20 protein-coding genes are annotated in these 17397 nt (G+C 67.9%); 10 read left to right on the forward strand and 10 right to left on the reverse strand.

The window, feature by feature from the left end; translation table 11 throughout:
• The first annotated feature begins 174 nt into the window (after nt 1–174).
• From sufB to AC1RTC_RS03825, 5 genes are read left to right on the forward strand one after another with little or no spacing between them, the layout of a single operon-like run.
• Nucleotides 175–1593 carry a Fe-S cluster assembly protein SufB gene (gene sufB, locus AC1RTC_RS03805; protein ID WP_493154120.1) on the forward strand — a complete coding sequence of 473 codons (1419 nt, stop codon included), beginning with the start codon at nt 175–177 and terminating at the stop codon, nt 1591–1593.
• 3 nt (nt 1594–1596) lie between these two features.
• Nucleotides 1597–2814 carry a Fe-S cluster assembly protein SufD gene (gene sufD / locus AC1RTC_RS03810; protein ID WP_493154121.1) on the forward strand — a complete coding sequence of 406 codons (1218 nt, stop codon included), beginning with the start codon at nt 1597–1599 and terminating at the stop codon, nt 2812–2814.
• A complete protein-coding gene (locus AC1RTC_RS03815; RefSeq protein ID WP_493154122.1) occupies nt 2811–3140 on the forward strand; it encodes a non-heme iron oxygenase ferredoxin subunit in 330 nt (109 codons plus the stop codon). The genes sufD and AC1RTC_RS03815 overlap by 4 nt, the downstream gene beginning before the upstream one ends.
• Before the next feature lie 18 nt (nt 3141–3158).
• Nucleotides 3159–3923: a Fe-S cluster assembly ATPase SufC gene (gene sufC, locus AC1RTC_RS03820; RefSeq protein WP_493154123.1), complete on the forward strand. Its 765-nt coding sequence runs from the start codon at nt 3159–3161 to the stop codon at nt 3921–3923.
• 4 nt (nt 3924–3927) lie between these two features.
• Nucleotides 3928–4257, forward strand: coding sequence for a metal-sulfur cluster assembly factor (locus AC1RTC_RS03825; protein ID WP_493154124.1), 330 nt, complete (start codon nt 3928–3930; stop codon nt 4255–4257).
• Nucleotides 4258–4403: 146 nt separating this feature from the next.
• Here AC1RTC_RS03825 and AC1RTC_RS03830 read toward each other — a convergent pair whose 3' ends face one another.
• From AC1RTC_RS03830 to AC1RTC_RS03850, 5 genes are all read right to left on the reverse strand, one after another.
• A complete protein-coding gene (locus AC1RTC_RS03830; RefSeq protein WP_493154125.1) occupies nt 4404–5021 on the reverse strand; it encodes a hypothetical protein in 618 nt (205 codons plus the stop codon).
• 15 nt (nt 5022–5036) lie between these two features.
• Nucleotides 5037–6470: a glycosyltransferase family 2 protein gene (locus AC1RTC_RS03835; protein ID WP_493154126.1), complete on the reverse strand. Its 1434-nt coding sequence runs from the start codon at nt 6468–6470 to the stop codon at nt 5037–5039.
• Nucleotides 6471–6591: 121 nt separating this feature from the next.
• Entirely contained in the window at nt 6592–7551 is a 960-nt protein-coding gene (locus AC1RTC_RS03840; RefSeq protein ID WP_493154127.1) for a response regulator transcription factor, read from the reverse strand.
• A gap of 30 nt (nt 7552–7581) precedes the next feature.
• Nucleotides 7582–8592 (reverse strand): glycoside hydrolase family 6 protein, encoded by a 1011-nt coding sequence (locus AC1RTC_RS03845; RefSeq protein ID WP_493154128.1) that lies wholly within the window; start codon nt 8590–8592, stop codon nt 7582–7584.
• 74 nt (nt 8593–8666) lie between these two features.
• Nucleotides 8667–9305 (reverse strand): biotin transporter BioY, encoded by a 639-nt coding sequence (locus AC1RTC_RS03850; RefSeq protein WP_493154129.1) that lies wholly within the window; start codon nt 9303–9305, stop codon nt 8667–8669.
• 70 nt (nt 9306–9375) lie between these two features.
• On the opposite strand from AC1RTC_RS03850, the gene AC1RTC_RS03855 reads away from it, so the two are divergent.
• On the forward strand, nt 9376–10974 hold the full coding sequence (locus tag AC1RTC_RS03855; RefSeq protein ID WP_493154130.1) for an ABC-F family ATP-binding cassette domain-containing protein: 1599 nt from the start codon (nt 9376–9378) through the stop codon (nt 10972–10974).
• Between the two features lie 7 nt (nt 10975–10981).
• Here AC1RTC_RS03855 and AC1RTC_RS03860 read toward each other — a convergent pair whose 3' ends face one another.
• The 3 genes from AC1RTC_RS03860 to AC1RTC_RS03870 are packed head-to-tail and all read right to left on the reverse strand — an operon-like array spanning nt 10982 to nt 12326.
• Complete coding sequence (locus AC1RTC_RS03860; RefSeq protein WP_493154131.1) at nt 10982–11821, reverse strand: SURF1 family cytochrome oxidase biogenesis protein; 840 nt, start codon at nt 11819–11821, stop codon at nt 10982–10984.
• Complete coding sequence (locus tag AC1RTC_RS03865; protein ID WP_493154132.1) at nt 11821–12045, reverse strand: hypothetical protein; 225 nt, start codon at nt 12043–12045, stop codon at nt 11821–11823. The genes AC1RTC_RS03860 and AC1RTC_RS03865 overlap by 1 nt, the downstream gene beginning before the upstream one ends.
• A complete protein-coding gene (locus tag AC1RTC_RS03870; RefSeq protein WP_493154133.1) occupies nt 12042–12326 on the reverse strand; it encodes a DUF3099 domain-containing protein in 285 nt (94 codons plus the stop codon). The genes AC1RTC_RS03865 and AC1RTC_RS03870 overlap by 4 nt, the downstream gene beginning before the upstream one ends.
• A gap of 46 nt (nt 12327–12372) precedes the next feature.
• On the opposite strand from AC1RTC_RS03870, the gene AC1RTC_RS03875 reads away from it, so the two are divergent.
• Nucleotides 12373–13095, forward strand: a complete 723-nt coding sequence (locus tag AC1RTC_RS03875; RefSeq protein ID WP_493154134.1) for a beta-ketoacyl-ACP reductase — start codon at nt 12373–12375, stop codon at nt 13093–13095.
• Here the strand turns inward: AC1RTC_RS03875 and serB are convergent.
• Nucleotides 13092–13730, reverse strand: coding sequence for a phosphoserine phosphatase SerB (gene serB / locus AC1RTC_RS03880; protein WP_493154135.1), 639 nt, complete (start codon nt 13728–13730; stop codon nt 13092–13094). The two genes, AC1RTC_RS03875 and serB, sit on opposite strands and share 4 nt — an antisense overlap.
• 29 nt (nt 13731–13759) lie before the next feature.
• A complete protein-coding gene (locus AC1RTC_RS03885; protein WP_493154136.1) occupies nt 13760–14998 on the reverse strand; it encodes a glucose-1-phosphate adenylyltransferase in 1239 nt (412 codons plus the stop codon).
• Nucleotides 14999–15063: 65 nt separating this feature from the next.
• Between AC1RTC_RS03885 and glgA the strand changes: the two genes are divergently transcribed.
• The 3 genes from glgA to AC1RTC_RS03900 all read left to right on the forward strand — a co-directional run bounded on the left by glgA (nt 15064) and on the right by AC1RTC_RS03900 (nt 17385).
• Entirely contained in the window at nt 15064–16245 is a 1182-nt protein-coding gene (gene glgA, locus AC1RTC_RS03890; protein ID WP_493154137.1) for a glycogen synthase, read from the forward strand.
• Nucleotides 16246–16278: 33 nt separating this feature from the next.
• Entirely contained in the window at nt 16279–17061 is a 783-nt protein-coding gene (locus tag AC1RTC_RS03895; protein WP_493154138.1) for an ABC transporter ATP-binding protein, read from the forward strand.
• A 66-nt stretch (nt 17062–17127) separates the two neighbouring features.
• Complete coding sequence (locus AC1RTC_RS03900; RefSeq protein WP_493154139.1) at nt 17128–17385, forward strand: type B 50S ribosomal protein L31; 258 nt, start codon at nt 17128–17130, stop codon at nt 17383–17385.
• Nucleotides 17386–17397: the final 12 nt, after the last annotated feature.

The raw sequence follows: 17397 nt of genomic DNA on the forward strand, positions 1-17397 counted from the left end.
GACGCCGGAGCTTGAATAAGCACCACGCTCCCGTGTCCTGTTTCCGCCCAGTATCAGCATTTTCTGCGTAACTGGCCACCTCGCGAAAACATCCGGCTGCTCGTATGAGCGTGGGCTGTGGGAGGGAATGCCGTCGCAGCCACCTCGGTTGCCCACGGTAGGAAAGAGGTATCTATGTCAGACGTGCTGATCGACCGCCCGGAGCTCAACGGCCTCGGGCAGTACGAGTTCGGGTGGTCCGATTCCGATGTAGCCGGAGCATCGGCGCGACGCGGTATCAACGAGGACGTAGTCCGGAACATCTCGGAGCTCAAGAGCGAGCCTGAGAGCATGCTCAAGACCCGCCTCTCCGGCCTCAAGAACTTCTTCCGCAAGCCGATGCCGACCTGGGGCGCCGACCTGTCGGGCATCGACTTCGACAACATCAAGTACTTCGTCCGCTCCACCGAGAAGCAGGCCCAGTCGTGGGAGGACCTCCCGGAGGACATCCGCCTGACGTACGAGAAGCTCGGCATCCCCGAGGCGGAGCGCAAGCGCCTCGTGTCGGGCGTCGCGGCCCAGTACGAGTCGGAGGTGGTGTTCCACTCCATCAACGCCGAGCTCGAGGCCCAGGGCGTCATCTTCATGGACACCGACACCGCCCTGCGCGAGCACCCCGAGTTCTTCGAGGAGTACTTCGGCACGGTCATCCCGGCCGGAGACAACAAGTTCGCGGCTCTCAACACGGCCGTATGGTCGGGCGGCTCCTTCGTGTACGTGCCCAAGGGCGTGCACGTGGAGATCCCGCTGCAGGCCTACTTCCGCATCAACACCGAGAACATGGGCCAGTTCGAGCGCACGCTGATCATCGCGGACGAGGGCTCGTACGTGCACTACATCGAGGGCTGCACCGCGCCGATCTACAAGAGCGACTCGCTGCACTCGGCCGTCGTGGAGATCATCGTGAAGAAGAACGCCCGCGTTCGCTACACGACGATCCAGAACTGGTCGAACAACGTCTACAACCTGGTCACCAAGCGCGCGATCGCGCACGAGGGCGCGACCATGGAGTGGATCGACGGCAACATCGGCTCCAAGGTGACGATGAAGTACCCGTCGATCTACCTGGTGGGAGAGCACGCCAAGGGCGAGACCCTCTCCGTGGCGTTCGCCGGCCCCGGCCAGCACCAGGACGCCGGCGCGAAGATGATCCACATGGCGCCGTACACGACGTCGTCGATCGTCTCGAAATCCATCGCCCGCGGCGGCGGCCGCGCCGGCTACCGCGGAGAGGTGCGGGTGGACGAGAAGGCCCACCACTCCGCCAACACCGTGCGCTGCGACGCGCTCCTCGTCGACACCATCTCCCGTTCTGACACTTACCCGGCCATCGACATCCGTGTCGATGACGTTCAGCTCGGCCATGAGGCGACGGTCTCGCGAGTGAGTGCGGAGCAGCTGTTCTACCTGCAGTCGCGCGGCATGCCGGAAGACGAAGCCATGGCCATGATCGTGCGCGGGTTCATCGAGCCCATCGCGCGCGAGCTGCCGATGGAGTACGCCCTCGAGCTCAACAAGCTCATCGAGATGAGCATGGAAGGCAGTGTCGGCTAGGCGATGACCGTACTCACACCCGAACAGCACGGGCCCGCCCAGACTGGCGCAGTGGCCCACAGCGACGGCGGCTGGGACTCCAACGAGCCCGGCTACGTCCCAGTTCAGACCCGGGACGCGCGCTTCACCTCCTTCGACCACGACGACTTCCCCGAGGTCAAGGGCATCGAGGGCGACTGGAAGCTCACTCCGGTTGCCCGCGTCAAGCCGCTCCTCGACGACGCCCTCGACGGCTCGCCGTACGCGTACCTCGTGAATGACGCGGCCGGGGCATCCGTCGACTGGATCGATCGCACGGATGCCCGGGTCGGCAGTGCGGGCACGCCCGAGGATCGCGGCTCGGCGAACGCCTGGAGCAGTTTCGAGAAAGCCCTGTCGATCACGCTCACCTCCGAGGAGCACGTGGACGTGGTTCTGTCCCGCTCGAGCCTCGGCAGCGCCCCGCGCGCAGCGCACACCGTGATCACCGCGCGGCCGAACAGCCGCGGCACGGTCATCCTGCGGTCCAGTGGCGATGCCCAGCTCGCAGAGAACGTCGAGATCATCGTCGAAGAGGGCGCCGCCCTTACCGTCGTCTCCGTGCAGGAGTGGTCTGACAGCTCGACCCAGCTCGCGAGCCATTTCGCGCAGGTCGGCCGCAGCGCCAGCCTCAAGCACATCGTGGTCACTCTCGGCGGCTCGGTCGTGCGGCTCAACCCCGCGGTGCACCTCTCGGGCGAGGGCTCCGACGGCGACCTCCTCGGCCTCTACTTCGCCGACGCGGGCCAGCACTTCGAGCAGCGCGTCTACCTCCACCACCAGGCCGAGAACACCAAGGGCCGTGTGAACTACAAGGGCGCCCTGCAGGGCGAGGGAGCGCACACCGTCTGGGTGGGCGACGTGCTCATCGGCCCGAAGGCCGCCGGCACGGACAGCTACGAGCAGAACCGAAACCTCGTGCTGAGCGAGGGCACCCGGGCGGACTCGATCCCGAACCTCGAAATCGAGACCGGCGATATCCTCGGCGCAGGCCACGCGAGCGCCACCGGCCGCTTCGACGACGAGCAGCTCTTCTACCTGCAGGCGAGGGGCATCTCCGAGGCGGAGGCGCGGCGCCTGGTCGTCATCGGATTCCTCTCCGAGATCGTGCAGAAGATCGGCAACGCCGAGCTTGAAGGCCACCTGCACGCCGCCATCGAGGCGGAGCTCACCGCCTCATCGACCCCCGGGAGCGCAGCATGACCGCGGAACGCATCGGCACCGTCGACGAGCTCGAGGAGAACAAGGCGTACCGCGTCGTGCTCGAGGGCATCGCGATCGCTATCGTGAAGGACTCCGCGGGCAAGGTGCACGCCATTGGCGACACCTGCACGCACGGCGACATCTCCCTGGCCGAGGGCTTCGTGGAGGATGACGCGATCGAGTGCTGGGCGCACGGCTCCCTCTTCGCGCTCGACACCGGCAAGCCGCTGAGCCTGCCCGCCTACGAGCCGGTCCCGGTCTTCACCGTGACCGTTGACGACGACGGCGTCGTGTACGTCGACCCGACCCAGACTTTGACTGTCTAGCAGACCAGGAACAGAACCATGTCAGTACTTGAAATCAAGGACCTCCACGTCAGTGTGGAGACCGAGCAGGGCACGAAGCAGATCCTCAAGGGCGTCGACCTCCGGATCGCGCAGGGCGAGGTGCACGCCGTCATGGGCCCCAACGGCTCGGGCAAGTCCACCCTCGCGTACTCGATCGCCGGGCACCCGAAGTACCACGTCGAGAGCGGCTCCGTGCTGCTCGACGGCGTCGAGGTGCTGACGATGTCCGTGGACGAGCGCGCCCGCGCCGGCCTCTTCCTCGCCATGCAGTACCCCGTGGAGATCCCGGGCGTGCGCATGACCGACTTCCTCCGCACGGCGAAGACCGCGCTCGACGGGGAGGCCCCCGCGCTCCGCCCGTGGATCAAGGAGGTCAACGAGGCGATGAAGTCCCTCCGCATGGACAAGGCCTTCGGTGAGCGCAACGTGAACGAGGGCTTCTCGGGCGGCGAGAAGAAGCGCCACGAGATCCTGCAGCTCGAGCTCTTGAAGCCGAAGTTCGCGATCCTCGACGAGACAGACTCCGGTCTGGATGTCGACGCGCTCAAGATCGTCTCCGAGGGTGTCAACCGTGCTCACGAGGCCAACGACCTGGGTGTGCTGCTCATCACCCACTACACGCGCATCCTGCGGTACATCAAGCCCGACTTCGTGCACGTCTTCGTCGACGGTCGCGTCGCCGAAGAGGGCGGCCCGGAGCTCGCGGAGCGCCTCGAGAACGAGGGCTATGATCGCTTTCTCACCGACGAAGTCGTAGCGTAGAAGTATGGCTACCGCACTAGCGCCCGCGAAGTTCGACGAGGTCGAAGAGGCCCTGAAGGACGTCATGGACCCCGAGCTCGGCGTCAACGTCGTCGATCTCGGGCTGATCTACGACCTCAGCTGGGACGACGAGAACAACGCGCTCATCATCAGCATGACGCTCACCTCGGCCGGGTGCCCGCTCACCGACGTGATCGAGGAGCAGACCGCGCAGGCGCTCGACGGGGTGGTCGAGGCCTTCCGCATCAACTGGGTCTGGATGCCGCCGTGGGGCCCGCAGAACATCACCGACGACGGGCGCGACATGATGCGCGCCCTGGGCTTCTCGATCTAGCTGGTTGAGTGGGCCGTCCGCGGCCGTATCGAAACCCGGTGGGTTGAGTAGGCCGCCCGCGGCCGTATCGAAACCCGGTGGGTTGAGTAGGCCGTCCGCGGCCGTATCGAAACCTCGGTTTCGATATGCGCGCCAGAGCGCGCTACTCAACCCGCCTTCGGCGGTGCGATCGCGATCGTGAGCGTGTCTGACGCGGTCTGCTTGGCGTACTGGGACGAGGTCGGTGTCGACTGGAGCAGAAGCTCGTAGGTCAGCGAGACCTGGACGTACGTCGCGGCCGGGTCGACCGCCGGCAGGTTGAAGGTCTGGCTGTAGCTGTACGGCGTCTTCACCAGGTAGCCCGGGTTGACGGTGGCGCGATCGGCCAGCTCCGGGGGACCGTCGAGCTTGCCGTCCGGGCCGTACACCGACACCAGCAGGGTCATGTTCGACAGGTAGACCGCCTGCTTCTCGTCGTTGGCAATGCTCGCGATCATCGAGATGCTCAGCGGCTTGTTGGCATCCGCGGTCCACTGGTCCATCGACAGGGTCGAGAAGTAGTCCACCGCCAGGCCGATGCTGCCGGCGGTGAGCTGGTGCTTGGTCGACCCGTTCGCGAGCTCGTTGACCACGGTGGTGATCTCAGTGCTGGTGGGCTTCGGCGTCGCAGTGGGAGCCGGCGTCGCGGCATCCTCCCAGGGCGGAGTGCCGCAGGCGCTCAGGGTGACGGCCACGACGGCGGCCAGGGCGGCGCCGGCGAGGCGGCGGGAGAGTCGGAGAGCCATGGGCTGCCTTTCGGGCTAGACGCGGTAGCCGCGGTGGCGGCGCGCGAGGCTGAGGAACATGGAGAAGGTCTGCAGGCCCGTGATGACGCCCAGGATCGGCCAGCCGACCCAGAGGATCGAGGACTGCACGACCACGTCGAGTTGGAACCAGAGCACGACGAGGCCGACGATCACGAGGGCTGCGATGATGACCGGCGTCAGGTACGCGTTGCCCGAGCCGCGCTCGGCCTTGGCCTGCTCGGCCCAGTTGTCGGTCTGCTTGCGGCTGAGGAACTTGCTCCACGCCCGGAAGAAGTGCCCCAGGCGCACGAGCATGTACGCCTCGGCCGGGACGACCGCGAGGGCGAACAGGATGTCCTTCCAGTTGCGGTTCTTCATCGAGATCGCGATCCGGAGGTTCAGCAGGATCGCGACGGCCGGCGGGATCAGCCAGATCGGGCTGAAGACGAACGCGCTGATGGAGAGCGAGGCGACGAGCAGCACGATGAACATCACGCGCGTGAACCCGTTGACGAGCATGGAGAAGTTCTCGAACCAGCGCAGTCGCAGGTTGGGGTGGAAGGGCTGGCCCTTCGTGTCGCCGCGCTGCCCCGGCCACATGAGCTCGATGGCTCCGAAGTTCCACTTCACCTGCTGGCCGTCGAGGCCGCGAAGCGTAGTCATCCCGCCCACGTCCGCGCGAGCCTGGGCGCTGATCTTCGTGAGGTAGCCGGCGCTCTTGATCTGGAGGGAGAGCAGGGAGTCCTCCACCTCGGAGTCCTTGACCCACGGGGTCTGCTGGTGGTTGTCGACCATGACCTGCAGGAGGGCCTTCATCGAGAAGATCGAGAACTGGCCGCCGAGAACTGCCATGTTGCGCCCGCGCAGCATGTTCTGCATGTTGAAGGCCGCGAACTGCGCGCGCTGGCCGGCGATGAGGAACGGCGCCATGACCCCGGTGAACGGTCGGTCGTCGATGCTGTAGATCGCGGAGATGCCGCCGATCCGGGTGTCCGAGGCGATCTCGGCCTCGAGAGCGGCGACCGCGTTGGGAGCGGCCGTGGTGTCGCCGTCGACGCCCAGCAGGTAGTCGCAGCCCTCCACGAGCGAATAGCCGTAGTTGAGCGCGCCGACCTTCTTGTCGGGGTTCTGCCCGATGTCGTGGACGTAGATCTCGGTGAACTGCTCCTCGCCGTCGATCTCGACGGTGTGCGGGCCGGCGAAGGCACTGGCGATCGCGACCGTGTCGTCCGTCGAGTTGTTGACGATCACGTGGATCACGTCGGGGAGTCTGGTCTGCGCGAGCAGCGACTCAAGCACGGAGGCGATCGAGTCGGCCTCGTTGTACGCCGGGATGACGCAGCCGATGGTCGGGCGGAAGCGAGCCTGAATGCCCACCGAGTCGAGGTACTCGTCGGGGTTGGCGGGGAGCCTCTCCTGCGAGACGTACCCGTTGTCGAGAGTGGTCATGGGGCGTTCCGTTCTGGTCTGCGATTCGGCGCGGTCAGTGCCTACGTCCAGTGTTCGGCATCAAGATCAGGACCGGCGGCGGAGTTCGCGCAGCTTTGGCTCAGGATTTCCTCAAGGCCGATCAGGTGGGATCGGCGGCCGTGAGGCGGTATCCGACGCCGCGCACGGTCTCGATCCACCGCGGGGAAGACGGGTTCTCACCGAGCTTCTTGCGGAGGTTGGCGAGGTGCACCTCGATGGCGCGCTTGTCCGCGTCGCTCACGAAGTGGGACGTCACGTAGCTCTCGCCGCGCAGGAGCAGCACGAGGTCGGCCTTGGTCCGTACGCGCCGCGTCGTGGTCATGAGCCCCGCGAGCAGGTCGAATTCGCTCCTGGTCAGTTCGAGTTCCACGCCGTCCTGCTGAACAACCCGCGTCTGCGGGTTCACCCACAGGCCGTTGTGCTCGAGCCAGCCGTCGTCGTCGGCCACGGCCACGTGGACCGGTGGGGGAGCGGCGGGTGCTGGCGCCGCCGGTCGCGGCTGAAATGCCGCGGGGAAGGGCTGCTCGGCGGGCTGAGTGGCCGTGGGCGCTTCGACAACGGGCGGATGCACGACCTCCGGCGCGGCAACCTCCACAGGATGAGCAGCCACAGGGGCGGCGATGACCGTGGGCGGCGCAGGTGCCGGTGCAACAGGGGCCGCCGTGGCGATGGAGCGCGGACGGCGGAGCATCGCCTCCACGCGCGCCCGGAGCTCGCGCGGCCGGAACGGCTTGAGGATGTAGTCGTCGGCACCGGCGTCGAGGCCCTGCATGGCGTCGATCTCCTCCCCGAGCGCGGTGAGCATGATGAGGTAGGTCTCGCTGAAGTCGCGGATGCGGCGCGCGGTCTCGAAGCCGTCCATGCCCGGCATGTTCACGTCGAGCGTGGTGACGAGCGGCTCATAGCGGCGCACGGCCTCGATTCCGTCGAGTCCGTTGCCCGCGCTGATCACCTGGAACCCGCCCTGGGTCAGGACGGTCTCGAGCAGGTGGCGGATGTCGGCGTCGTCCTCGATCACGACCGCGACGCGCGGTGTCGTGCCTGGGACGTCGTTGGTCATTCGATTCCCCCGAATCAGGTCTGAACCCGGTCACACCCCGCCGCGTGTGAGTTCGAGCGCCTGTAAGGGCCACCACTGGCCCGCAGGGGGCCCGCCGTTGCACTCTCCATCGCTTTCGCCCGGATTCTTTATCCACAGGCTAGCGTCTTGGGCGCTCCCATCGTCAACCCCAGAAGGGGTGTCTCCGACCGAGCGGCCGGGGGGATTGCACCATTCTCCGGTGGATCCACTGCCGTTGCGCGAGGTGTCGATCACGAAGTGAGCGCCGCCCAACAGCTCGCTGACGGCAGTTGCGTAGTCGCGCTCATCCTGAGTCGTGTTGAAGTTGGAGACGTTCGTCGCGAAGCCGCGCGCCGCGCTGACGCCCGCCGCCTTCAGCAGGTCGGCCATCTGCGCGGGCTCGAGCCAGTCGGAGTGCCCACCGTCGAGGTAGACGGTCGTGGCGGGGCCGGTGACGAGGCGCGAGACGGCGTCCTTGATCAGGGCCGCGGTCGCCTTCTCGGTGCCGCACGAGGGGGAGAGCGCGAGTGCATCGGGTTCCAGGATGACGACGGCGGGGCCCGCACCGATGCCCGCCGCGATAGCGGACACCCAGAGCGGGTACTCCTGGTCGTCCGCGCCGCCCGCCGAGTAGTTGCCGCAGTCGCGGCTGGGGATGCCGTAGACCACGAAGACCGGTAGCTGAGCCTTGACCGCGGCATCGGCCTCGATCTTCGACAAGAACTCGGTGATCTCGCCGGTGGGGTGGGACTCTGGAAGCAGCCAGATCGCGGTGGGCGTGCGTGCGAGCTTGCCGAATGCCGCGGAGGCGTCCGTGCCGTTCGCCAGCTTCGCCGCCTTGGCCGCCGACGAGTCCGGGTAGACGTAGAGGGATGCCCCGGTGAAGGGGTTGTCGGCGGTGGCGCCGCCCTTCGTGGCCGTGATCACGACCGCGATGACCGCGCCGAGCAGCACGAGGCCGATGACGGCGATCCACACGCCGCCCGCGCGCCGACGGCGCTCGTTCGACGGTGCAGCCATGGACATGCCGTCGGTTGACACGCGTACCTCCCCGATCTGCCGTCCGCCGTGCCGCTCGCAGCGGCACGCCCCCTACCGGGCGGCATACGGAGAATCTACTCCTTGGGGGCTCCGAGGCGCTTCACACCGCGCCAGGCCAGCGGCAGCAGGGCCGCGGCGAGGAGCGCCTTGAGCAGGTCGCCGACGAGGAACGGCAGGATGCCCGCGCCGATCGTGGCGCTGAGCACGCTGTCGAACCCGAGGTAGTCGTGCCACACGCCGGCACCGAGGTTCGAAAGGGAGACGTAGAGCCAGGGGAGTCCGACCGCGTAGATCACGACGGTGCCGGCGAGGAAGGACACCAGGGTGCCGACGACCTTGCGGTCCCACTCGCGCTGGGCCAGCCAGCCGACGAGGGCCGCCGCGAGGATGAAGCCGACGATGAAGCCGCCCGAGGTGAGGGAGAAGAGACTGCCCGACTTGGCCTCGGCGAACACCGGGAGCCCGAGGACGCCCACAGCGAGGTACAGCCCCATCGAGAGGACGCCGCGCAACGGGCCGAGGGTCGTCCCCACCAAGAGAACCGCGAACGTCTGTAGCGTCATGGGCACCGGCCAGAGCGGGACGATGACCTGCGCGGCGATCGCGGTCAGTGCGGCACCGGAGACGATGAGCACGATGTCGATGGCGAGGCGGCGGCTGAAGATGCGGTCGGCGAGAGTCTGGCGTCCGAAGGCGAGGGTCAGGTTGGTCATGGAAGTAGACTAGTGGGCTGGTGCGCTGACGGACCGCGCCCTTCCCCTCCAAAAGATACGGACTTTCGCTGTGCTCTCTGTGCACGATCTCGAGCTGCGCGTTGGCGCACGCCTCCTGATGGACGAGGTGTCCTTCCGCGTCGACCGCGGTGACAAGATCGGCCTCGTCGGCCGCAACGGCGCCGGTAAGACGACGCTGACGAAGGTACTCGCGGGGGAGCAGCCGCAGACCGCCGGGACGATCGAGCGCGGCGGCCAGATCGGCTACCTGCCGCAGGACCCGCGCTCCGGCGACCCGGAGGAGCTGGCGCGCACGCGCATCCTGAACGCCCGCGGCCTCGGTGACCTCGTTCTGGGCATGACCAAGGCCAGCGGCGAGATGGGCAGCGACGACCCCGCCGTGAGCGAGGCCGCCATGAAGAAGTACGGCGCACTGACCGACCGCTTCGAGGCGCTGGGCGGCTATGCGGCCGAGGCCGAGGCGGCGTCGATCGCGAGCAACCTGAGCCTTCCCGACCGCATCCTCGACCAGCAGCTCAAGACGCTCTCGGGCGGCCAGCGGCGGCGAATCGAGCTCGCGCGCATCCTGTTCTCCGATGCAGAGATCATGATCCTCGACGAGCCCACTAACCACCTCGATGCCGATTCGGTCGTGTGGTTGCGCGAGTTCCTCAAGAACTACTCCGGCGGCTTCATCGTGATCTCCCACGATGTCGAGCTCGTGGGAGAGACAGTCAACAAGGTCTTCTACCTCGACGCGAACCGCCAGAGCATCGACATCTACAACATGGGGTGGAAGAACTACCTCAAGCAGCGCGAGGCCGACGAGGAGCGACGCAAGAAGGAGCGCGTCAACGTCGAGAAGAAGGCGACCTCGCTCCAGCTGCAGGCCGCCCGCTTCGGCGCGAAGGCCAGCAAGGCCGCCGCCGCGCACCAGATGGTGGCCCGCGCCGAGCGCATGCTCTCCGGGCTCGAGGAGGTGCGCACGGTCGACCGCGTCGCCAAACTGCGCTTCCCGGATCCGGCCCCCTGCGGCCGCACGCCCCTGCTGGGCCACAACCTCTCCAAGAGCTACGGCTCGCTGGAGATCTTCACGGCGGTCGACCTCGCGATCGACCGCGGATCGAAGGTCGTCATCCTGGGGCTCAACGGTGCCGGCAAGACCACGCTGCTGCGCATCCTCTCCGGCACGGACAAGCCCGACACCGGGGTGATCGAGGCCGGCCACGGCCTGCGCATCGGCTACTACGCGCAGGAGCACGAGACGATCGACGTCAAGCGCTCGGTCCTTCAGAACATGGTGTCCTCGTCGCCGAACATCACCGAGACGGAGGCGCGCCGAGTGCTCGGCTCGTTCCTGTTCACGGGGGATGACGCGACGAAACCCGCGGGAGTGCTGTCGGGCGGCGAGAAGACCCGGCTGGCCCTCGCAATGATCGTCGTGAGCGGGGCGAACGTGCTGCTGCTCGACGAGCCGACCAACAACCTCGACCCCGCGAGCCGCGAGGAGATCCTGGGCGCCCTGGCGACGTACACGGGCGCCGTGGTTCTCGTGAGCCACGACGAGGGCGCCGTGGAGGCGCTCAACCCCGAGCGGGTGCTCATCCTGCCCGACGGCGTCGAGGACCACTGGAACAAGGACTACGCGGACCTGATCTCGCTGGCCTGAGCCACGTTCACCGGCCGGCGTCGAGCAGCTCGTCCTCGATCTCGGCGTCCGTCTTGGGCTTGGCCGCGGCCTTCCGCCGGCGCACCTCGGCTCGCGCCTGCTCCTCGGGATCGTCCGCGTTGCGGATGCGGTACTCCTGGCGGATCGCCCAGCCGAGCCCGACGAACGCCATGATGCCGAAGACCACCCACTGGAACGCATAGGAGAGGTGGGGGCCTTCATCCGCCACGGGCTTAGGAAAGGCCTTGGGCCGGTCGGCGGCAGGGCTCTCCGTGTCGAGCAGCCCGTAGGCGCCGGTGTACATCGGCGCACCGACGAGACCGGCGATCGTCGGCAGGTGGATCGTGGCGATCTGGCCCTCCGGCGCCGAGCGGCCCGCGACCGTGGGCTCGCCCGCCTTCAGGCGCACCACCACCGTCACACCTCCCTTGGGCGGCGCGGGATCGGTGTCCGGCAGGTCCTGCGAGTTGCCGGTCGCGAGCCAGCCGCGGTCGACGACGAACACCGTGCCGTCCTCCAGCTGGAACGGCACCAGCTGCTCGAAGCCGGGATTCCCATCGAGCGGGCGCCCGCGGACGAGCAGCTCCTCGTCGGTGAGGTAGCGGCCGGTGAGGCTCACCCGCGTCCACTTGTCATCGGCGTCGAACCCGTCGAGCGTCGGGAGGACCTCCGCGACCGGCCGGGGAGCCGATTCCCAGTTCGCCTCCACCCGCGCGATCTCGGCGCGCGCCTCGTCGCGACGGGCGAGCTGCCAGTTCGCGAGGCCCGCGCACGCGACGGCGAAGACGATGACGAGCCCCAGATATCCCAGCCAGCGCCGGGAGAGCGTGAACCTCCAGCCCTTCATCACACTCGCTCCACTGATTCGCCGACCGGGGTCACTGCGACCGGGAAGTCACGGGTTGCGAGGTAGTCCCGCAGGTACTCCACGTGCTCGTCGCAGGCCAGCCAGGTCTTCACCCTGTCCTCACCGTGGATGCGCGGATTGCGCCAGTGCACGGCGAACACCGCCGGGGCCGTGCACCCCGCCCGCGAGCAGCGCTCCGTTGCGGGGCCCTCCGCTCCGATCATCCGTCGATCTCGCCCTGCTTGGGCCGCGAGACGCGAACGAGCCCGCCCGGCCGCACCACGGTGCCGCTCTTGCTCGTGCCGACGTTCGCGAGAACTACGGCGACGTAGGGGAGGAGAACTGCACCGGCGAGCGGGGCCAAGAGCCACCAGCCGTGCACGAAGAAGCACGCTATGACGCAGAGCACCCTGATTCCCATGGCGATGCCGTACTGGATCATGCGGCGATGGCGCTCGTCGTCAGGGGACTCCGGGAGGGAGGTGATCGACTGCGGCTCGTTCATTTGGTCCAGCCTACGTCCGCTCGGGGCCGACTATAGGCTGGTGCGCATGACTACGCCCTCCTCTACGACGCGGACTGTTCTGATCACCGGCGGAAACCGAGGCATCGGCTACGCCATCGCCGAGGAGTTCGTGGCCCAGGGGCACCGGGTCGCGGTCACCGCCCGCTCCGGATCCGGCCCCGAGGGCAGCCTCACGGTGATCGCGGACGTCACGGATGCCGCATCCATCGATGCCGCCTTCACGGAGGTGGAGGCCAAGCTGGGGCCGGTCGAGGTCGTCGTCGCGAATGCGGGGATCACGCGCGACCTGCTGCTGCTGCGGATGTCCGAGGAGGACTTCACCGACGTCATCGACACCAACCTGAACGGCTCCTTCCGCGTGGTCAAGCGCGCGTCGAAAGGGATGCTCAAGGCGCGGTTCGGCCGCATCATCCTGGTCTCGAGCGTTGTGGGCCTGCTCGGCTCTGCGGGCCAGGTCAACTACTCCGCCTCGAAGAGCGGCCTCATCGGCCTCGCCCGCTCGGTGACCCGCGAACTCGGCTCGCGCGGCATCACCGCCAACGTCGTCGCACCCGGCTTCATCGAGACCGACATGACGGCCGAGCTGTCACCGGAGCTGCAGGAGGCCTACATCAAGCAGATCCCCGCCGGCCGCTACGCGAGCCCGGCCGAGGTCGCCAAGGTGATCGTGTGGCTCTCCGGCGATGACGCCGGCTACATCTCCGGCGCGGTCATCCCGGTGGACGGCGGCCTGGGGATGGGCCACTAGCCCCGCAGGCCCAGCAGCGGCAGCACCTGCGAGAGGTCGCGCGCGTCCATGAGGACGCCAGCCAGGTCGCGCACGGGGGCCTTGGCATCGAAGCCGACCGCGAGACCCGCGATCGCCATCATGGGGAGGTCGTTCGCGCCATCGCCCACGGCGACCGTGCGCGAGAGTGGCACTGCGCACTCCGCGGCCCACTCGCGAAGCGTCGTCGCCTTCGCTGCGGCATCGATGATCGGCCCGGTCAGGCCGCCGGTCAAGCGGCCGTCCGACACCTCAAGGCGGTTCGCGCGCCAGTAGTCGAGCCCCAGCTCTGCAGCGACGGGGTCGACGACCTCGTGGAACCCGCCAGACACCACCCCCACACAGCCATCGGCCGCGTGGATGCCCGCGATCATGTCCGGCACTCCGGCCGTGACCCGCACCAGCGCACGGACCTGCTCGAACACGGAGTCGGGCAGGCCCGCGAGGGTGGCCACGCGCGCCCGCAGGCTCTCTTCGAAGTCGAGTTCGCCGTTCATCGCGCGGAACGTGATGCGCTCTACCTCGGGCAGCGAGCCCGCCTCGGCGGCCAGGAGCTCGATCACCTCGTTCTCGATGAGGGTCGAGTCGACATCGAGGACCACGAGGAAGCGAGCCATGGTGCGGGGGACTTCCTTACGGGAGTGGGCTAGTTGACTGTGACGCCCTTGCCCACGACGGTGATTCCCGTTTCGGTGACGGTGAACCCGCGTGCGCGGTCGGCCTCGTGGTCGACGCCGACGGACGCCCCCTCGGCGATGACGACGTCCTTGTCGAGGATAGCGCGTCGCACAGTCGCGTTCGCGTGCACGTGGACGCGCTCGAAGATCACCGCGTCGGTGACGTTCGCACCGGACTCGATGGTGCTCCACGGACCGATCACGCTGCGCTCGATGTGGGCGCCGGAGATCACACAGCCGAGCGAGACTATCGAGTCGATGGTCTGGCCGAGGTTGCCTTTCGCATCCCGCACGAACTTGGCGGGCGGCGAGTTGACCTGCTGGCTGAAGATGGGCCACTCGGTGTTGTACAGGTTGAAGATCGGCAGGGCCGAGATCAGGTCCTGGTGGGCGTCGAAGAAGGACTCGATGGTCCCCACGTCACGCCAGTAGTACTTGTCACGATCGGTGGACCCGGGGACGTCGTTCCGGTTGAGGTCGTAGACGCCCGCCAGCCCCCGCGACACGAAGTCGGGCACGATGTCGCCGCCCATGTCGTGGTTGGAGTCGCTGCGCTCACCGTCCCGCAGCACGGCGTCGATGAGCACGTCGGCGTCGAAGATGTAGTTGCCCATCGACGCGAGAACCTCGCCGGGGGAGTCCGGCAGTCCGATGGGCTTCTGCGGCTTCTCGTGGAAGGCGGCAATGCGCGTCGGATCCGCCGGGTCGACCTCGATCACGCCGAACTGGTCGGCGAGCTCGATGGGCTGGCGGATCGCCGCTACCGTGAGCCCGAGGCCCGACGCGATGTGCGCCTCGATCATCTGGCTGAAGTCCATGCGGTACACGTGGTCGGCGCCGACCACGATCACTATGTCGGGCTTCTCGTCGCGCAGCAGGTTGAGGCTCTGCAGGATCGCGTCGGCCGAGCCGCTGAACCAGCGCTTCCCGAGGCGCTGCTGGGCGGGCACCGACGCGACGTAGGCGTTGAGCAGGCCGCTCAGCCGCCACGTCTGCGAGACGTGCCGGTCGAGGCTGTGCGACTTGTACTGGGTGAGCACGACGATCTGGCGCAGGCCCGAGTTGATGAGGTTGCTGAGCGCGAAGTCGATGAGGCGGTAGCCGCCTCCGAACGGCACCGCGGGCTTCGCCCGGTCCGCCGTCAACGGCATCAGCCGCTTGCCCTCGCCACCAGCGAGCACTATCCCGAAAATCTTCTTCGACGCCATGGAGCAACAGTAAGGCGGCGAGTGCGTGCGCGGATAGCGACGGGCCGTGTACTACCGTCATGTAGATGCGAGTAGACCTGATCACCCGTGAATATCCGCCGGAGGTGTACGGCGGCGCCGGCGTGCACGTCGCCGAGCTCGTCCGCGCGCTGCGCGGCGATGTCGACGTGGCAGTTCGATGCTTCGGGATGCCCCGCGATGAGGTCGGCGTGTTCTCCTACCTGGTCCCTCCGGGACTGACGGCGGCCAACCCCGCACTTGCCACGCTCGGCGTCGACCTGCAGATCGCGCAGGACGTCGAGGGGGCCGACCTCGTCCACTCCCACACCTGGTACGCCAATGCGGCCGGCCATGTCGCGTCGCTGCTGCACGGCATCCCGCACGTCGTCACCGCGCACAGCCTCGAGCCGCTGCGCCCGTGGAAGGCCGAGCAGCTCGGCGGCGGCTACCGCGTCTCCAGCTGGATCGAGAGCACCGCGTTCACCGGCGCTGCCGCGATCATCGCGGTGAGCGAGGGCATGCGCCGCGACATCCTGCGCTCCTACCCCTGGCTCGACGAGCAGCGCGTGCTGACGGTGCACAACGGCATCGACCTCGAGCGGTGGAAGAGCGTCGACGACAAGGACCTCGTGCGCGGCCTCGGCATCGACCCCGACCGCCCCTCCGTCGTGTTCGTCGGCCGTATCACGCGCCAGAAGGGTCTGCCGTACCTGCTGCGCGCTGCCGCCCTGCTCCCGCCGGAGGTGCAACTCGTGCTGTGCGCGGGCGCGCCGGACACCCCGGAGATCCTCGCGGAGGTCCAGGCCGGTGTCGCCGCGCTGCAGGCGCAGCGCTCCGGAGTGGTGTGGCTCGACAGGCTGCTCAGCCAGAACGAGCTCTCCGCCGTGCTCACCCAGGCCACCACGTTCGTGTGCCCCTCGGTCTACGAGCCGCTCGGAATCGTCAACCTCGAGGCCATGGCCTGCTCGGCGCCGGTCGTCGGCACGGCCACCGGCGGCATCCCCGAGGTCGTCGTCGACGGCGTCACCGGGCGCCTGGTGCCGATCGAGCAGCTCGACGACGGCACCGGCACGCCGATCGACCCCGACAAGTTCGTCGCCGACCTCGCGCGCATCCTCACCGAGGTCGTGAGCGACCCCGCCGCGGCGAAGCGGATGGGTGCCGCAGGCCGGCAGCGGGCGGAGACCGACTTCAGCTGGACGACGATCGCCGCACGCACACGAGAGATCTACGCGAGCCTCGTCTGAGGCGCACTCGCGAGCGCCTAGGCTGGAGTCACCATGGCAAGTGTTCTCCAGTTCTCCGATGTGTCAGTCGTGCGCGATGGCAACCCCATTCTCAAGTCGGTCTCCTGGATCGTCGACGCGGCCGAGCGCTGGGTCGTGCTCGGCCCCAACGGCGCCGGCAAGACGACGCTGCTCCAGCTCGCCGCCGCGCAGATGCATCCGACCTCCGGGCGCGTGCAAGTGCTCGACGACGCTCTCGGCAAGGCCGACGTGTTCGAGCTGCGGCCCCGTATCGGCTTCGCCTCGACGGCCCTCGCCCGGCGCGTGCCGCGCGACGAGCGCGTGATCGACGTGGTGCTCACCGCCGCGTACTCGGTGACCGGGCGCTGGAACGAGGCCTACGAGGAGGTCGACCTCCGCCGTGCGCAGCGCGTGCTTGCCGAGTGGAAGCTCAGCCACCTCGAGGACCGCCGGTTCGGCGACCTCAGCGACGGCGAGCAGAAGCGTGTGCAGATCGCCCGCTCCGTCATGACAGACCCCGAGCTCCTGCTGCTCGACGAACCCGCGGCGAGCCTCGATCTCGGCGCGCGCGAGGAGCTGGTCGGCCTGCTGGGCGGCTTCGCCCGCGAGGAGAAGTCGCCGGCGATCGTGATGGTCACCCACCACGTGGAGGAGATCCCGACCGGATTCACCCACGCCCTGCTTCTCGCTGGCGGCGAGCTCCAGGCGGCCGGGGTGATCGACGAGGTCATCACCGCCGAGAACCTCAGCAGCGCATTCGGCCTCACGCTCGAGGTCACCAAGCACGACGGACGATTCGCAGCTCGCGCGGCCTGACCATCTGGTAGGCTTTATAGCTGGCCCTCGCGGCCAATGACTTCTTCTTTCGACAGGGACATCACCATGAAGACCGACATCCACCCCACGTACAACGCGATCGTGTTCCGCGACCTCGCGTCGGGCGCCACGTTCCTCACGCGCTCGACCGCGACGAGCGACAAGACCATCGAGCTCGACGGTGTGACCTACCCGGTCATCGACGTCGAGATCTCGTCGGAGTCGCACCCGTTCTACACCGGCAAGCAGCGCATCATGGACTCCGCGGGCCGCGTCGAGAAGTTCAACTCGCGCTACGCGGGCTTCGGCACCAAGAAGGACTAGTAGTCCCTCGCT

It is taken from the genome of Rhodoglobus sp. GW821-FHT12B09 (assembly GCF_058809925.1).

What these genes read in the sequence shown, in the direction of transcription:
- AC1RTC_RS03865 (WP_493154132.1), bottom strand. Translation starts at nt 12,045, where the DNA reads ATGATCGGAGCGGAGGGCCCCGCAACGGAGCGCTGCTCGCGGGCGGGG.
- AC1RTC_RS03830 (WP_493154125.1), bottom strand. Translation starts at nt 5,021, where the DNA reads ATGGCTCTCCGACTCTCCCGCCGCCTCGCCGGCGCCGCCCTGGCCGCC.
- AC1RTC_RS03835 (WP_493154126.1), bottom strand. Translation starts at nt 6,470, where the DNA reads ATGACCACTCTCGACAACGGGTACGTCTCGCAGGAGAGGCTCCCCGCC.
- AC1RTC_RS03900 (WP_493154139.1), top strand. Translation starts at nt 17,128, where the DNA reads ATGAAGACCGACATCCACCCCACGTACAACGCGATCGTGTTCCGCGAC.
- AC1RTC_RS03895 (WP_493154138.1), top strand. Translation starts at nt 16,279, where the DNA reads ATGGCAAGTGTTCTCCAGTTCTCCGATGTGTCAGTCGTGCGCGATGGC.
- sufB (WP_493154120.1), top strand. Translation starts at nt 175, where the DNA reads ATGTCAGACGTGCTGATCGACCGCCCGGAGCTCAACGGCCTCGGGCAG.
- sufD (WP_493154121.1), top strand. Translation starts at nt 1,597, where the DNA reads ATGACCGTACTCACACCCGAACAGCACGGGCCCGCCCAGACTGGCGCA.
- glgA (WP_493154137.1), top strand. Translation starts at nt 15,064, where the DNA reads ATGCGAGTAGACCTGATCACCCGTGAATATCCGCCGGAGGTGTACGGC.
- AC1RTC_RS03815 (WP_493154122.1), top strand. Translation starts at nt 2,811, where the DNA reads ATGACCGCGGAACGCATCGGCACCGTCGACGAGCTCGAGGAGAACAAG.
- AC1RTC_RS03825 (WP_493154124.1), top strand. Translation starts at nt 3,928, where the DNA reads ATGGCTACCGCACTAGCGCCCGCGAAGTTCGACGAGGTCGAAGAGGCC.
- AC1RTC_RS03870 (WP_493154133.1), bottom strand. Translation starts at nt 12,326, where the DNA reads ATGAACGAGCCGCAGTCGATCACCTCCCTCCCGGAGTCCCCTGACGAC.
- serB (WP_493154135.1), bottom strand. Translation starts at nt 13,730, where the DNA reads ATGGCTCGCTTCCTCGTGGTCCTCGATGTCGACTCGACCCTCATCGAG.
- AC1RTC_RS03840 (WP_493154127.1), bottom strand. Translation starts at nt 7,551, where the DNA reads ATGACCAACGACGTCCCAGGCACGACACCGCGCGTCGCGGTCGTGATC.
- AC1RTC_RS03850 (WP_493154129.1), bottom strand. Translation starts at nt 9,305, where the DNA reads ATGACCAACCTGACCCTCGCCTTCGGACGCCAGACTCTCGCCGACCGC.
- AC1RTC_RS03875 (WP_493154134.1), top strand. Translation starts at nt 12,373, where the DNA reads ATGACTACGCCCTCCTCTACGACGCGGACTGTTCTGATCACCGGCGGA.
- AC1RTC_RS03885 (WP_493154136.1), bottom strand. Translation starts at nt 14,998, where the DNA reads ATGGCGTCGAAGAAGATTTTCGGGATAGTGCTCGCTGGTGGCGAGGGC.
- AC1RTC_RS03860 (WP_493154131.1), bottom strand. Translation starts at nt 11,821, where the DNA reads ATGAAGGGCTGGAGGTTCACGCTCTCCCGGCGCTGGCTGGGATATCTG.
- sufC (WP_493154123.1), top strand. Translation starts at nt 3,159, where the DNA reads ATGTCAGTACTTGAAATCAAGGACCTCCACGTCAGTGTGGAGACCGAG.